Source organism: Aeromonas sp. 95A, assembly GCF_051919235.1.
GTDB lineage: Bacteria > Pseudomonadota > Gammaproteobacteria > Enterobacterales > Aeromonadaceae > Aeromonas > Aeromonas veronii.
This window is the reverse complement of the sequence record NZ_JBQBFC010000001.1, coordinates 2,477,466-2,492,353: the sequence shown is the minus strand read 5'-3', so window position 1 is coordinate 2,492,353 and position 14,888 is coordinate 2,477,466. Positions and strand designations below refer to the sequence as shown.

Genomic DNA, 14,888 nt, shown 5'->3' with positions numbered 1-14,888 from the left:
TTCGCAACACTGTCTTGCATCTTTTTGGGGCAATCCGAATGCCCCGCTGGCGGAGGAATGATGGAAAAGAAACGGGTACTGCTCTCCTGGAGCAGCGGCAAGGATTGCGCATGGGCATTGCATCAGTTGCGGCAAGATCCCGCCATTGAGGTGGTGGGGCTGTTCACCACCCTCAATCAGGCATTCGAGCGGGTGGCGATGCACGGGGTGCGCAAGCAGCTGTTGACCGAGCAGGCCGCCTGCGTCGGGCTGCCCCTCATCACCATCGATCTGCCCTGGCCCTGCAGCAACGAGGATTACGCCCGCATCATGACCGGCTTTATCGCTGATGTGGTGGCACAGGGGATCCGCCATATGGCCTTTGGCGACTTGTTCCTCGAGGATGTGCGCGCCTACCGTGAAAAGCAGCTGGCAGGTACCGGCATCGAACCACTATTCCCGCTCTGGGGCAGCAATACCCGTGAACTGGCGCCGCAGATGGTGGCCGCTGGGTTGAAGGCGCGGATCAGTGCTCTCGACCCGAACAAGCTGGATGCCAGCCTGGGTGGCCATGACTTTGACGAGGCACTGCTGGCGGCGTTGCCGGAGGGGGTCGATCCGTGCGGCGAGAACGGCGAGTTTCACACCCTGGCCTATGATGGCCCCATGTTCTCCCGTCCGCTCGGCATTCGGGTCGGTGAAACAGTGCTGCGCGACGGCTTTGTCTTTACCGATCTGCTGCCAATCAAAGATTAATTGTCGGGCGTCAAATGCTCCCTTTTTGCAGGAGCATTCACAGATTTGAAGGGCGGGATGGGGGCACTATTGGCCCCCTCTTTTGATTGAAGATGACAACCTGCCTTATGAAACACATCTCTCGTCCGGCGCTGCTTGCCTCCTTGCTGGCTGCGGCCCTCTCTCTGCCTGCCGTGGCGGGTCAAGCCGCTACCGTTCAGCCGATCCCTGCCGGTGTCACCACCGTCACTCTGGCCCAGCAGGCACCGATCCACTGGGTATCAGTGGAGCAGATTGCCAAGAGTCTGGATGGCCTGCCCCCGATGGCCGTCGGGTTTGATATCGACGATACCCTGCTCTTCTCCAGCCCGGGTTTTTATCGCGGCAAACAGGAGTTCTCGCCCAACGACGAGAGCTATCTGAAGAACCCCGCCTTCTGGGAGAAGATGAATAACGGCTGGGATGCGTTCAGCATGCCGAAAGAGGTGGGCAAGGCGCTCATCGCCATGCATCTCAAGCGCGGTGACCACATCTATTTCGTCACCGGCCGCTCGGCCACCAAGACCGAAACAGTGAGCCAGACCTTGCAGCAGACCATGAATATTCCGGCCGACCAGCTCAATCCGGTGATCTTCGCCGGTGATCAGCCGGGCCAGAACACCAAGGTGCAGTGGCTCAAGGATAAGCAGATGAAGCTCTTCTACGGCGACGCCGACGGGGATATCAAGGCGGCGCAGGAGGTCGGCATTCGCGGCATTCGTCTGCTGCGGGCCGCCAACTCCAGCTATCGGCCACTGCCGTTGGCAGGGGCGCTGGGGGAAGAGGTGATCATCAACTCCCAGTTCTGATCCGGAGCGGATCCATGCAACAAGGGCGGGGCCATTGGCACCCGCCCTTTTTGCATCCGTCATCCAGCTCGGGTCAGTCGTCTGCCCACGGCATCTCGGGCAGACTGTCGAGGAACTCGCCGTAACGGGTCAGATTGAAGGGGCCCTGATCGGCCTCCATTGCCATCAGCTCGGCACCGAGGGCGCAGGCGATATATTGCAGCGCCTCTTCCCGCGGGGTGCCCTTCATCACCAGCCGCATCAGGGTCGCCTTCACATGGGGCGGGTGACCGTCGTTGAGCTGGTTCTCCACCATCTCCAGCAGCGCGTCTTCGTCAAAAAATTCCTGAGTGTCGTTCATGGGATATCCGCAACAGTGAATGTGGCGGCCAGTATAGCCTGAATGTGACTAACACCTTGAATGACCAGCGAATAAACAATCCGATGGGGAGGCCATTTGTTACCCATAATTAGGAGGAGTTTGCCAAGGCAAACAGGTTGGAACACAGATAACATGGATGGACACGCCTATGCCCACGATAGATTCCCTGCTGGCCGAGCCCAAGCTACTGCCCCAGATCCCGGAAGTGATGCGCGATTTGATCCAGACCTTCAATGAAAAGGATCCGGATCTGCTCAAGATCAGCAAGTTGATCAACAAGGACCCTGTCATCTCCGCCAAGTTGCTGCGGTTGGCCAACTCGGCCAAATTCGGCAGTAGTCGCCAGATCGGCACCGTCAATGAAGCCGCGGTGCGGCTTGGACTGGCGATGGTGCGCAACATGGTGCTGGCCTGCGGGCTCACCGAATCGGTCACTGCGGTGCCCGGCATTGACCTCAAACATTTCTGGGGTTGCGTCTTCAATGTGGCTGAGCTGGCGCGTCGTCTGGCGGTGAAGAAGGGGATGAAGGGGGATGAGGTCTTTACCTGCGCCCTGCTCTACGATCTCGGCCGACTGGTGATGCATGTGGGCCTACCGGAAAACACCGTCCATCACATCCACGATCTGGAGTTGCACAAGGGACGGGCCAAGGCGGAAGAGCTGGTGGTCGGCTTCAACTATGCCCAGGTCGGGGCGGCCATGGCACGCTACTGGAAGTTCCCCGAGACCATCAGCAACGCGGTGGAGTATCACTACAACCCCATGCTGGCCAAGGAGTTCTCTCCCGAGGCCGGGTTGATCCATCTGGCGATCGTGCTGGCTGCGCAATCCGATGTGGGTGAAGAGGCGCCACCCGAGTGGCCCCACAAAGTGGCAGATGCGCTGGGGTTGAGCTGGGCCGATTGCGCTGCCCAATTTACTGCGCTGCGCGAGCAGGGTAATGGCTATGCCGGATTGCTGGCTGCCTGAGCCCGTTTATCCCATCTCATCAGGGGCCAATATGGCCCCTTTTTCATGGCCGATGGTGCCACAGGCTTGCCAGCCCGGGAGTGACGGGGCACTCTTTGCCCTTCACTTTCCGTTTGAGAGCCCTTGCCATGATTACCTCCTCCCGCCTGATCCTGCGCGAAATGATCGCCACCGACGCCCCCTTCATCCTTGAGCTGCTCAATGACGGCGACTTTTATCGCTACATCGGCGATCGGGGCATTCGCACCCTGGAGCAGGCGCAGGAGTATATCCAGCAGGGGCCGGCGGTCAGCTATGCCCGCTATGGTCACGGGCTCTATCTGGTGGAGCGCAAAGAGGACGGTGTCAGCCTCGGTATCTGCGGCCTGATCAAGCGCGATACCCTGGAGCAGGTCGATATCGGTTATGCCTTCCTGCCGCAATATCGCGGTCAGGGCTACGCCATCGAAGCGGCGCAGGCCGTCCTCGTCGATGGAAAAAGCCGGTTGGGGATCGGGCAGGTAGTTGCCATCGTCACTCCGGGCAACGAGCGATCCATCGGCCTGCTGGCCAAACTGGGGTTGGTGCGCAGTCGACTGGTCAAATTGAGCGAAGATGCTGACGAATGCCTGCTGCTGGAGCAGTGATCAAGGTCAGAGAGCTGAAAAGCGAATGGCGAGGTGGCTGTCAGGCTGAGTGACAAGCAAGAGCCCGGGTCTGGCTAAAGGCGTGAGAGAGAAGCAAAGAGGCCGCCGTGAGTTGCGGCCTGTCTGCATCGGGCGCTGCCGGAGGGCAGGCAGGATCAGTTGAGGTCTTCGATGGGGAACTCGTTAGTTTGTTTTAACTAATTGATTGCAATGGATTTGTGTATTTTCTTTTGTCTCTTGCGTTTTTCTAACCCCACGAAAAACCCCGCATTTAAAAAATCTAGCAAGTTTTAGGCTCGGCGGAGCATGACCAGCCTGCTCAGTTAATCGGTCAGATGTTCGTACTGAATGCCGAGAGCATCCGCCAGCAGTACGAGTTGCTGGTGGGTGAATTGGTAGTCCGGTTGCTCCATGGCCACCAGCTCACTCAGTGAAATATCCACCCGCTCAGCCAAATCAGTTTGACTCAGGCCCCGATAGTTGCGCCAGGCTGCCAGCAATGAAAGGCCTTGCACGAATTGCAGCCCTATCACCTCGTTGGGAAAGTAGATCTTGTCATCGCTCATGGGAGTTTCCTTCTGATAGGTGTCTGATAACACGGTGGTGGACTCATCTTTCCATGGGCCATACCAGGCATCGCTTAGCGGGGCTACCTGATATGAGAGCACCCAGGGTTGAGCTGCTAACCATTTGCCAGCCTCTTCCCGATCAGATTCGGTCATGGTTCGATTATTAAATTGGCAGAGGTAACCCTCAGCCCTGTTGCCCAATAATGAACCGCCGCCACCAAAGCGCCAGCTTTGTGATTCAACGTAATCGATCCAGTCATCCAGGGCCTCTTCGAAACCCTTCTGTTGGAGGTTGATGATGAAGGTGAGAGTGAAACCAAACTCCTGAAACTCGCCAACGCGCAGTTTTTTCTGCAGTCGGCGCGAGCGTTTTTTATTTAGAACCGAAGGGTTAAAAACCATCTGAAATATCTCTTATTTATTGATGTTGGGAAATTGGTTTGTTGTGCCTTGAGTTAAGGTCAGTCAATTACTGCTACAGAGATATACAACCTCCCCAGATATATTTGTTGCGCAGACCCCCACGGGCGTGGGGAAGACCCATCCAGAGGATGAGGAAATGACCAAAGAACAGGAAACACCCCCACGGGCGTGGGGAAGACACGTCCTGCACCAGGCTCATGTGCTCGATGCGAGAAACACCCCCACGGGCGTGGGGAAGACCTGCATTGAGCTGTGCCCAGTCGGTCTTTGCCAGAAACACCCCCACGGGCGTGGGGAAGACGGCCATGCTCAAGGACCGGCACCAGGTATTCAGGAAACACCCCCACGGGCGTGGGGAAGACTCATCCACCGCGCCGTCATCCATGATCACCTTGGAAACACCCCCACGGGCGTGGGGAAGACCTCAAGAGCTTCACCGTGCGCGACTGGTGGGCGGAAACACCCCCACGGGCGTGGGGAAGACGTGCGGTGGCTGACAGCCTGCACCTGCAAATGAGAAACACCCCCACGGGCGTGGGGAAGACGGTGAGCCGTTCCCGTTCACCAAGCCAAACATGGAAACACCCCCACGGGCGTGGGGAAGACGAAAGCCGTGGCGCAACAGCTGCACGGCGCCGATGAAACACCCCCACGGGCGTGGGGAAGACCAGCGCGTAGAGGTTCAGATTCTTGAAATAGGGGAAACACCCCCACGGGCGTGGGGAAGACGAGCTGACGCGGTAGGCTTGTTCAGTTCAGTGGGAAACACCCCCACGGGCGTGGGGAAGACAATAGTCCAACCTCCTCTCGGATTGAGGACTCAGAAACACCCCCACGGGCGTGGGGAAGACCGGTGATCTGCAACCAGACTTGATTGTATTCAAGAAACACCCCCACGGGCGTGGGGAAGACCACTGTCGAAAGTATCAGCCTGATAGCCCGTCAGAAACACCCCCACGGGCGTGGGGAAGACGCCGTCACTCGCGAACGAGGGAAGGCGCGCACAGAAACACCCCCACGGGCGTGGGGAAGACGCTGGCGGCCTGAATGGTCTGGATGATGCGGAGGAAACACCCCCACGGGCGTGGGGAAGACCTGACACCACCTATTATGTCTGGCTGCGGGCTGGAAACACCCCCACGGGCGTGGGGAAGACGGGTCATCCTGGGCGACCAGCATATAGCGCTTGGAAACACCCCCACGGGCGTGGGGAAGACTGCCAGACGGTACCGGCGATAAGCGCGGCTGGAGAAACACCCCCACGGGCGTGGGGAAGACTGGCAGCTCCTGAAACGGATCCTGCTGTGGCTGGAAACACCCCCACGGGCGTGGGGAAGACTTCGGGCAGGGCTCTACGAAATGCCGCGAGTAGGAAACACCCCCACGGGCGTGGGGAAGACCCGGTCTAACCGTGCCTTGGTGTGGCGAATACGGAAACACCCCCACGGGCGTGGGGAAGACGAAAACCCCCTCTCTCGGTATCTGAATCCCCAGGAAACACCCCCACGGGCGTGGGGAAGACTAACATGGAGGTGCTTGGTGAGGAACTCACAGAGAAACACCTCCACGGGCGTGGGGAAGACTGACCCTTCAGGACGTCATATGTGTACGGACTAGAAACACCCCCACGGGCGTGGGGAAGACCAGGGCATCACCTGGTTGCGCCTCTCGCTCAAGGAAACACCCCCACGGGCGTGGGGAAGACGGCAATGGGTGGTGGAGGATGAGCTGCCTCATGGAAACACCCCCACGGGCGTGGGGAAGACCGACTCACGTAACTGCTCTGACATAAGAACAAAGAAACACCCCCACGGGCGTGGGGAAGACGCGGTGAACCACGGGTCAGGTCGGGCAATCCAGGAAACACCCCCACGGGCGTGGGGAAGACCACCCGTTGTTCGAGCAGCGGCCTGGTTCCGTAGAAACACCCCCACGGGCGTGGGGAAGACATCAGCAAACCGGGCTTTTCAAATCTAGGCTCAGAAACACCCCCACGGGCGTGGGGAAGACCCGTTGATATCCTCGAACACGGTTTCGTGTCCGGAAACACCCCCACGGGCGTGGGGAAGACGCCCCCCACCTGATTGATTGTGAATATGTTCAAGAAACACCCCCACGGGCGTGGGGAAGACCCCGAGCAAAGGCGAGCTGGCGCTGGTGCTCAAGAAACACCCCCACGGGCGTGGGGAAGACGAAATATAAAGTTTTTTGTTATGTTACGTTCCAGAAACACCCCCACGGGCGTGGGGAAGACTCAAACCTTGAGAGCCGGTGCGGCGCTGCGGCGGAAACACCCCCACGGGCGTGGGGAAGACCCGTTGTTGGGGTTGATGGGGGCAAAGTCGGTAGAAACACCCCCACGGGCGTGGGGAAGACTTGGTGGTTGAGCTCATCAAAGAAGATCTCCAGGAAACACCCCCACGGGCGTGGGGAAGACCAGCCTCAACAGCAAGTTGCCCTCCCCCGCTGGGAAACACCCCCACGGGCGTGGGGAAGACCAAGCAAAGCCCAACTCGAATACTTCGCCGCGGGAAACACCCCCACGGGCGTGGGGAAGACTTATCGATAAACCAGAGCGAACCGGTCAGGATGGAAACACCCCCACGGGCGTGGGGAAGACACCCCGTTCAGCCCTGAGGCTCAAGCGGACAAAGAAACACCCCCACGGGCGTGGGGAAGACACGAAGAGTATGAGGCCCTCCGCCAGATGGCCAGAAACACCCCCACGGGCGTGGGGAAGACGCAGGCCAGCAAGGGCAGGGGAGCGACTACGCGGAAACACCCCCACGGGCGTGGGGAAGACGCCATTTGGCCATTCTCCATGCGTACCACGGTGGAAACACCCCCACGGGCGTGGGGAAGACCCGCCAGCACCGCCTTGGCGCCATCAACGGTCAGAAACACCCCCACGGGCGTGGGGAAGACTCAGTACGAGTGAAATAAGGGGCGGGATTGCCAGAAACACCCCCACGGGCGTGGGGAAGACGGCATTACATACCAGCTCGGCGGAACGGCAATAGAAACACCCCCACGGGCGTGGGGAAGACCTGGTACTGATGCTGCCGCTCTCGGTGCCGCTGGAAACACCCCCACGGGCGTGGGGAAGACCACCTGAGAGTAAGACCGAACGTCCCATCTTTGGAAACACCCCCACGGGCGTGGGGAAGACTCAAGGCGATTCGGATCCATGGGGATATCCGAAGAAACACCCCCACGGGCGTGGGGAAGACCATAAAGCCCTAATAGCTTCACGCACAGCGCGAGAAACACCCCCACGGGCGTGGGGAAGACTCGCAGGGAACAAGGCCATCAGAGGTCATCCAGGAAACACCCCCACGGGCGTGGGGAAGACTTTCTCTCTGGCATCGATCGCCTGCTCTCGGAGGAAACACCCCCACGGGCGTGGGGAAGACTATCTGCCGGCTCTTGGCATCAACGGCCCCGAGGAAACACCCCCACGGGCGTGGGGAAGACTGGCAATAATCATCCCTGTCTTCGTCAGGTCGTAGAAACACCCCCACGGGCGTGGGGAAGACAACTTACCGGCTTTCACGCTTGACCACAGATCAGAAACACCCCCACGGGCGTGGGGAAGACCGCGCCATGGGCGACAAGGACACCGGCGCCCAGGAAACACCCCCACGGGCGTGGGGAAGACGATGCAGCAACTCTCCCTCGTCCTGCTCGCCTGGGAAACACCCCCACGGGCGTGGGGAAGACAGACAGACATCCGCCACGAACAGGCAGCAATCAGAAACACCCCCACGGGCGTGGGGAAGACGGTGCTCAGCTGGCGCAACAGTGGCACCGTCAAGAAACACCCCCACGGGCGTGGGGAAGACACCACGCTCGCTTCGCTCACTGAGTCCGTTCTAGAAACACCCCCACGGGCGTGGGGAAGACTGCAGGAGCTTGGCAGTCTTCTTGTTGCGAAGGGAAACACCCCCACGGGCGTGGGGAAGACTGGCGGGATAACCGATGACGGCTTCCCAACGCCGGAAACACCCCCACGGGCGTGGGGAAGACCCGAGGCTGTCCTTATCGAAGATGACGAAACAGGAAACACCCCCACGGGCGTGGGGAAGACAGGCCAGTAAGCCATGGTCACACCTCTTCATAAGAAACACCCCCACGGGCGTGGGGAAGACGAACTCATGAGCGGCTGAAGGATACCGGATATGGAAACACCCCCACGGGCGTGGGGAAGACCTGTTGGTTCTACAGCTGGTGAGGTTAAGTGCTGAAACACCCCCACGGGCGTGGGGAAGACCCTGTGTGAGGTCGTGATGGCAACTCCCTATTTAGAAACACCCCCACGGGCGTGGGGAAGACGCAACCAGACCGCCGCCAGAGCCGAGCTGGTATGAAACACCCCCACGGGCGTGGGGAAGACCTTCGCGGTGGCCTCCTTATCCAACCTGTTGCAGAAACACCCCCACGGGCGTGGGGAAGACTGAACCGTGAGGAAACTCCAATGCCCTTGCCCGGAAACACCCCCACGGGCGTGGGGAAGACCCGCTCCGCACGACTCACCAAGTGGAAGAAGGAGAAACACCCCCACGGGCGTGGGGAAGACGCCGGGACATGATGCCCGGCAGGTTATGTTTCAGAAACACCCCCACGGGCGTGGGGAAGACTCTGAGGAGAACGGCTATCACTTTACCTACCTGGAAACACCCCCACGGGCGTGGGGAAGACAATGACGAGAGTAATGGGCACCAACAACGGACAGGAAACACCCCCACGGGCGTGGGGAAGACACCAATATATTGTTAAAGATCGCGCCAAGCCAGCTACAGATTGTGGTTGTCTTACTGGTCGAGTAGCTTTTCTACCACCAACTGCAGGCCGTTTATCTCACAGAGCATCTTGGTCGGTGAGCCTATGGTACGGATCTGATAGCCCGGTGTTTTGGCGATGCTCTTGAATATCACCACACCAGCTGCCGGTGTACAGTGCAGGTAGAGGTATTCGATCACTGTGTCAGCGACCGAGTCTTTAATGCCAGAGACAAAGACGTTGGGCCTCGGCTCGATAAACCAGAGTTTCATTCGTCCTCGTACCGCAGGGGGCAAATCATTAGCCAGTACTATCAGCATCAGTGCTTGCCCCTCCAAGTAACGGCGGTATATCTCTGGCCAAAATAGCGAGCAGATCCAGCGCGATCACCCGCTCTCGAAAGCGAGATGAAACCAGAGCCTTTTCATAACGCCCCGCCATCTCACGCGTCAGGGAAAAGGCGAGATCGATGCAGAGGTTCTCTTTGTAGAGATCGGCTAGATCGTAAACAAAGGGCAGCGGACTGCCCGAGTGGATAAACCCCATATGAGGGGAGTAGCCCATGGCATGGAGTGCGGAGCAGAGGATGCCATAGAGAGCTGCGTTAGCGGAGGTCAGTACCCGATTTGTGGTATCACTGAGGTCCATTTTACCGGGAGTATACTTACGCCCTTTCCAACCGACCCCATATTGTTGGGCCTTTTGCTGATAGAGCGCGCGCACCCGGCTACCTTCCATGCCCATCATTTCCTTAAGACTCTTACCAGCCAGGTCTGCGTCGGGAAAGCGATAGGCAAACATGCGGCGAGCTACCTCGAGGGATGACTTTTTATTGCAGGCTAGCCGCATCTGGTGATTGAGGTTGCGGGTATTGGCTGTGGGTAAAAAACCTGCCGCGTAGAAGAGCAGACTATCTTCCCCCACCCAGCAGATAGCACAGTTGGCTGCCGCAGCAGTCTTGACTGCCTCATGAGTCAGGCTGGTGCCAGGGCCTAGCAAGATGGCATTGAGAGTAGCTACCGGCAGACGTACGACCTGGCCTTCGGCATCGAGCCACTTTAGACTGCTGTCGTCAATCTCGAGGCGCCCCCGCTCTAGGTAGATAAAGGGGTATTTATCCTTGACCTGCGGCAGGGACTCCCGGGTGATCTTGACGAATAGACGTTGACCACCACCCATGGTTTAGCCCTCGTTTATCAGCGTCACCTGCCGATCCCGATAACGCTTATGCTGACCAAATTGCAGCGGAACATCGTTTAATGTCAGTAGCTCACCCCCTTCAGTGGCGCCCTGGATCACCATAAAGTCCCGGGTTCGTTGCTTCTGTTCGGCCAAATTGAGGGCTGCAGCCAGTGCGTTACCCCGGTTGGCAAACTGTCCCTGAAAGATGAACTCGGTGGGTACGCAGGTTTTCCTGCCAAGGGAGAGATCCCAGACCGGATTTTGCAAAGCCTGGGCGACCTCGGTTAACAGGTCATCAGGGACCTGGAGCAGTACGGCAAACGCCTGATCTTGCAGGTAGTAGCGGTAGGTCATCTTTGTGCCTCCTCCCACCGCTTTCTTTCCTTCACTGGTTTTTGGGATCAGTAGACTCTGCCAAGGGTCCTTGTCATCGTAGCCACTGCCCACCATATGAAAATCGCGCAATAAGGGCTCACGGGGAACTAGCTCACTGTTCTTGTGACGACGAGCAAAGCTGTGGACCTGCATATCGAGATCGGCAAATCGGGCGAGCAGGGATGTCTGGGGGCCACCAGCCCCAAGGGCAGCACAGACCATCCCGAGGACCCCGGACTTGGTCGGAAAGTGCAGGGTCTCACGTCGTCCAAAGCGGGAATCGTGCCCCCAGCTTTGTAGTGGCCCCTCCAGCCATAGCAACAGGTAGGGTTGACTCATGACTTACTCCACATGGCTTTGCAGCTTAGCGATCAGGTGATCCAAACTGAATGTCTCGTCCTCACCCCACTCGTAATCTCCCAGCTTGCCAAACAGGCTGCCGGTGAGCGCCTCTTTCTTGGAGATATAGCCTTTGAGGGCTTTCACGCTGGGGAGTAAAAAGCCATGGCCAGCGGCTTTGACTGGCTCATCAAATGGCACCTGCAAGCGCTGTCCCTTACGAACCAACACTTTGGCAAACTCCCATGGACTGGCTCCGGATTGGGTAGTCTGACGAGCAGCGGGAACCGCGACAAACAGCGCCTTGGTAAAGGCGGCAATGGCCTGCTTCAACTGTTCTTTATTTAGTTCATCCCCACCCATGGTGTCGGCGAGTTGACCCAGATCCAGACTGATATAGCGGTAGTAGGTGGCGGAGTTAAATTCCAGGCTCCCCATGTGGGCCGAACCGGGTTCTTCTTGCCGATCATCGAGCGCAGTGAAGAATTCCACTTCATTGGCCACCTTGTGGGTTGAGATGGCGTGGCTGAAAGAGGCGGCTGCTTCGACATTCATGTCTGCTGCCTTGGCGACCATGCGACCAAAGAGAGCGATATCGAGCGCATCCAGGGCTGGGTTGAGGCTTTTTTTAGCAAGCTTTGCCAGCTCTTTATCTTTGATCTTGCTTGCGTCGAACTGCTGCTCTTTGGCATAGCCAGCAAAGGCTTCGGCCTCACTGTCGCTGATAAACAGCAAAGTATCGTCGGCCAGCAGCTCGGCTATCTTACTTGCACACAGCTGGGCAGGTTCCTGTGCTGCACCCAGTTTGATGCAATGCTCAGTGACAAGTTCGGCGACCTTTTTGGTACGAATACCCAGCTTGACGCCAAACTCTTGCAGGGCCAAACGCACCTGACGCTTCCAGCATTGGGAGCTGACCCTGGCGCGGGTTACGCCACCTACGACTGCCGTTTTGGGGGCTCCTACATCATCACGGTTCAGACACGTAACGGGAAAAGACTGGAGGATGTGAAACTCGATACGGGTATTTTTCAGCGCGTTATTCATGATGATTCCTTGTCAGAAGAGGGGTTGTTCGATAAGGGGAACGACTTGCAGCAGGCCACAGCCAAAGGCGCGGCCACGGCCCAGCCCGCTGGCCACGCTCAGGGCGAAACGTTCGGGGTCGGTCACGGTGAGATAACCGCTCAGGGTTGCCTGCTGCAGTGTGATGGTTCGCTCAGCTTTGCCCTTGAATTGGGCCACTCTCACGTCATCGATCTGAAGACGTGCAGGGTCTATGCAAAAGCCCCAGTTTGTAGCTGCGCGCTCGATAAACCAGTCGGCAATGGCCTCGCGTCCTTTCACTGGCTTGAGTTGACGGCTCTGGTTATCTCGTCTGGTCGGAGAGACTGTGACGGTAAAGCGGTAGTGGCGGTGCGATAGAAAATCGTCAGGCAGAGAGCGTGATTCAACTTCACCATATTCACCGGTTTGAGGACGACGGTCCGAAAGCAGCAAGATCTGGCGACAAAGGTGATCACCTCCTTTATCGACCCATTGAATTCCGCTTGGTACGCTGGCCTGCTTTTGTGCTTCTGAACGAACATCCTCAAACAGTCCGTAAACCACCCGGTGCAGTGAGTAGAGGTCGGTCACTCGCAGCGCTCTCACTGTGGCCCGATCTAGGCGTAACACACTGGCATAGAGGGTCATGCTGTTATCTCCTTTTCCTGCCAGCCGTAGAACTGTTGAGCCCAACGTGCTTTGGCGCGATCTGCACTGCGATGAAACCAGCGTAAGTCCACCAGCAGTGCCGCGTAATCTAGGGGTTGCTTGACCCGGCTACGGATCAACGTCAACAACGGCCGCAAAATGCGGCATACCTCTTCGGTATCGTCACAGGCAAGCAGGCGGCGTAGCCTGGCTTTGGCTTGATCGCTCTCGCGTCCTTCGCTAAACGCGAGGGCTATCGCCTGCCCCAGTGGCAAGGCACCATTACATGCCTGATCACTGCGTGCCACGGCTGCGGCAATCAGAGCAAATGGCTGGCGCTCTTCGGCCCACTCCAGATTGATCCCGAAGGCGGCCAGGGTGTCCCAACTTTGATACTCGGTGGTGGGGTTATCGGCACGGCGCAGCCGGGCGGCAAATCCCTTGTCTTTTTGGCAGCGCTGACAGAGGTATGCGACAAAATCCACCTCGCGACTCTGTGACGCTTGCGGTTGCGTACTCATGGTTGCTCCTGTTGCAAATAGGCGGAGAGGTTTGGCTTGGTTTTGGCCCAGGCATCCATCTGCCGAGCCGTTTGATGGGGGCAAAACTGGTCAAATACCTGGGTGGTGTAGCGGGCAAATTGGCGGCGCAGTTGTTGGCGAGCTGTTACCTCATCACAGCCATCGATCAGGGCCTGGCTCTGGCGCTCGCAGAGCTGCCAGAAGAGGTTATTTGCCTGTTTGGCAAGTGCTTTCTCCAAGCTAGTGGGCTTTTTATTAGCCGCTGACTTTGTCTTGTAGTAGTTAATCACGCTGTCATCGAGGGTATCCGCCAGCTCATCTAACTTGCCGATTTCGGTTTGGAAATGGCTAAACCAGAGCTCGTTAACATTATTGGGAGAAAACCAGCAAAGCGACTCCACCATATCGTCTGAGCCTTTAGGGCTCTGTTCACCTGAATCATTTCTGACCTTCAACCCTCCTGACCAGACTGCAAAAGGTGCCTGTTGTCGTCTGACTTTGGCAAATGCCAACCTGAGTTGATGACAGTCGAACGATTTTCCTCCCGGTCTGATAAAGCTAAGCAGGCTGGTGAGTTCCCTCCAAGGGCGGCGCTCGGGATCGGCCCAGCGTACTTTGGGTTCCTTGCCGCTGATATCTATAGCCACTGAGGGGTCGAAAACACCGTCCTTGTAATTACCGTGAGCAATCCCCTCGGAGTAGTGCAAGCCTTCGTTGGTTAGCAGACAAAAGCGGCACAATGGTAGCAACCGCCCCATCAAGGAGCCTTTAAGCTGCTGTGCTATGTTGCAATCCTCTCCCTCTGGCATCTGTTCCCATGGGGGCGTACCTAAGCCAAGCGGATACAGGGTGAGATCGGCGATCTCCGCCTCGGTAAAGAGATTTAGCCAGATGCTCTCCAGCAAGGTTGGGCCGAGAAAGTAGTTGTGCAGTAATCCCATATGGGCAACAGCAGGGCCTGGTTTTCCTGATTTAGTCTTCCCCTGATAGCCAGGGCTTAATGTCACGCTGTTATCAACTTTCTTGCCGCCCAGCGCAAAACCCATCTGGGTGATTAGTAGCAGGGCCCGCTCGCCATCATCGAGCGGCTGCTCTGCTTGGGTTTGGGTCAACACAGTGGTATTGCCGGTCGCTACATCGGGCAGCACGGTGCCGAAACTCTTGATGGCAGCTTTGGCAATGGCAGGCATTTGAAGAAAGGGTTCCGGGCCGTAGAGATAGAAGCGATCGTGCCACTGGGCCAGATAGCTGCAGGCTCTGTCTGCCATTCCTTGCCAACCTAGTTGTTGCCACGCCTCCATATCTTGTGGGGTAGCAGCGGCTTGGGTGATAGCTTGCAGCAGCTTCAGAATGGCGGCCTTTTGCACCGGATTACCACCCAGAGTTCGGTATTCGGGGTGGGTGAAGATATCCTTGAGCCCGACCCGTCCCTTGTCGGCTACCGGGATCCAGGGTTCGTCGATCAGATTGAAGCGATGTTCCAAGG

The 14,888-nt window shown here is 57.9% G+C and carries 13 protein-coding genes and 1 CRISPR repeat array; of the genes, 4 read left to right on the top strand and 9 right to left on the bottom strand.

The window, feature by feature from the left end; translation table 11 throughout:
* The first annotated feature begins 60 nt into the window (after positions 1-60).
* Together ACTG2U_RS11215 and aphA are read left to right on the top strand one after the other, a co-directional pair.
* Positions 61-735 (top strand): ATP-binding protein, encoded by a 675-nt coding sequence (locus ACTG2U_RS11215; protein WP_111900307.1) that lies wholly within the window; start codon positions 61-63, stop codon positions 733-735.
* 107 nt (positions 736-842) lie between these two features.
* Positions 843-1,562 (top strand): acid phosphatase AphA, encoded by a 720-nt coding sequence (gene aphA, locus ACTG2U_RS11210; protein ID WP_005342927.1) that lies wholly within the window; start codon positions 843-845, stop codon positions 1,560-1,562.
* A gap of 73 nt (positions 1,563-1,635) precedes the next feature.
* On the opposite strand, the gene ACTG2U_RS11205 is transcribed toward aphA, so the two are convergent.
* Positions 1,636-1,902 carry a hypothetical protein gene (locus ACTG2U_RS11205; RefSeq protein ID WP_005348674.1) on the bottom strand — a complete coding sequence of 89 codons (267 nt, stop codon included), beginning with the start codon at positions 1,900-1,902 and terminating at the stop codon, positions 1,636-1,638.
* Between the two features lie 169 nt (positions 1,903-2,071).
* On the opposite strand from ACTG2U_RS11205, the gene ACTG2U_RS11200 reads away from it, so the two are divergent.
* Both ACTG2U_RS11200 and ACTG2U_RS11195 read left to right on the top strand, forming a co-directional pair.
* Entirely contained in the window at positions 2,072-2,893 is an 822-nt protein-coding gene (locus tag ACTG2U_RS11200; protein WP_019446506.1) for an HDOD domain-containing protein, read from the top strand.
* 128 nt (positions 2,894-3,021) lie between these two features.
* Positions 3,022-3,519, top strand: coding sequence for a GNAT family N-acetyltransferase (locus ACTG2U_RS11195; protein WP_204420550.1), 498 nt, complete (start codon positions 3,022-3,024; stop codon positions 3,517-3,519).
* A 323-nt stretch (positions 3,520-3,842) separates the two neighbouring features.
* Here the strand turns inward: ACTG2U_RS11195 and ACTG2U_RS11190 are convergent, their stop codons facing one another.
* The 8 genes from ACTG2U_RS11190 to casA all read right to left on the bottom strand — a co-directional run bounded on the left by ACTG2U_RS11190 (position 3,843) and on the right by casA (position 14,886).
* Positions 3,843-4,490, bottom strand: a complete 648-nt coding sequence (locus ACTG2U_RS11190; protein WP_267518451.1) for a 50S ribosome-binding protein YggL — start codon at positions 4,488-4,490, stop codon at positions 3,843-3,845.
* A 110-nt stretch (positions 4,491-4,600) separates the two neighbouring features.
* Positions 4,601-9,271: a CRISPR direct-repeat array (repeat unit 28 nt; unit sequence GAAACACCCCCACGGGCGTGGGGAAGAC).
* 51 nt (positions 9,272-9,322) lie between these two features.
* Positions 9,323-9,562 (bottom strand): type I-E CRISPR-associated endoribonuclease Cas2e, encoded by a 240-nt coding sequence (gene cas2e / locus ACTG2U_RS11185; protein ID WP_244054042.1) that lies wholly within the window; start codon positions 9,560-9,562, stop codon positions 9,323-9,325.
* Positions 9,563-9,590: 28 nt separating this feature from the next.
* The gene (cas1e, locus tag ACTG2U_RS11180; RefSeq protein WP_265783909.1) at positions 9,591-10,469 is read right to left on the bottom strand and encodes a type I-E CRISPR-associated endonuclease Cas1e; all 879 of its coding nucleotides are present in this window, start codon (positions 10,467-10,469) and stop codon (positions 9,591-9,593) included.
* 3 nt (positions 10,470-10,472) lie between these two features.
* On the bottom strand, positions 10,473-11,186 hold the full coding sequence (cas5e, locus tag ACTG2U_RS11175; protein ID WP_242796933.1) for a type I-E CRISPR-associated protein Cas5/CasD: 714 nt from the start codon (positions 11,184-11,186) through the stop codon (positions 10,473-10,475).
* Positions 11,187-11,189: 3 nt separating this feature from the next.
* Positions 11,190-12,233, bottom strand: a complete 1,044-nt coding sequence (cas7e, locus tag ACTG2U_RS11170; protein WP_149153715.1) for a type I-E CRISPR-associated protein Cas7/Cse4/CasC — start codon at positions 12,231-12,233, stop codon at positions 11,190-11,192.
* A 12-nt stretch (positions 12,234-12,245) separates the two neighbouring features.
* Positions 12,246-12,881 (bottom strand): type I-E CRISPR-associated protein Cas6/Cse3/CasE, encoded by a 636-nt coding sequence (cas6e, locus tag ACTG2U_RS11165; RefSeq protein ID WP_429014188.1) that lies wholly within the window; start codon positions 12,879-12,881, stop codon positions 12,246-12,248.
* A complete protein-coding gene (gene casB, locus ACTG2U_RS11160) occupies positions 12,878-13,402 on the bottom strand; it encodes a type I-E CRISPR-associated protein Cse2/CasB (protein WP_429014190.1) in 525 nt (174 codons plus the stop codon). Before casB ends, cas6e begins: the two co-directional genes overlap by 4 nt.
* Positions 13,399-14,886 carry a type I-E CRISPR-associated protein Cse1/CasA gene (casA, locus tag ACTG2U_RS11155; protein ID WP_429014192.1) on the bottom strand — a complete coding sequence of 496 codons (1,488 nt, stop codon included), beginning with the start codon at positions 14,884-14,886 and terminating at the stop codon, positions 13,399-13,401. The genes casB and casA overlap by 4 nt, the downstream gene beginning before the upstream one ends.
* Between the last annotated feature and the right edge of the window lie 2 nt (positions 14,887-14,888).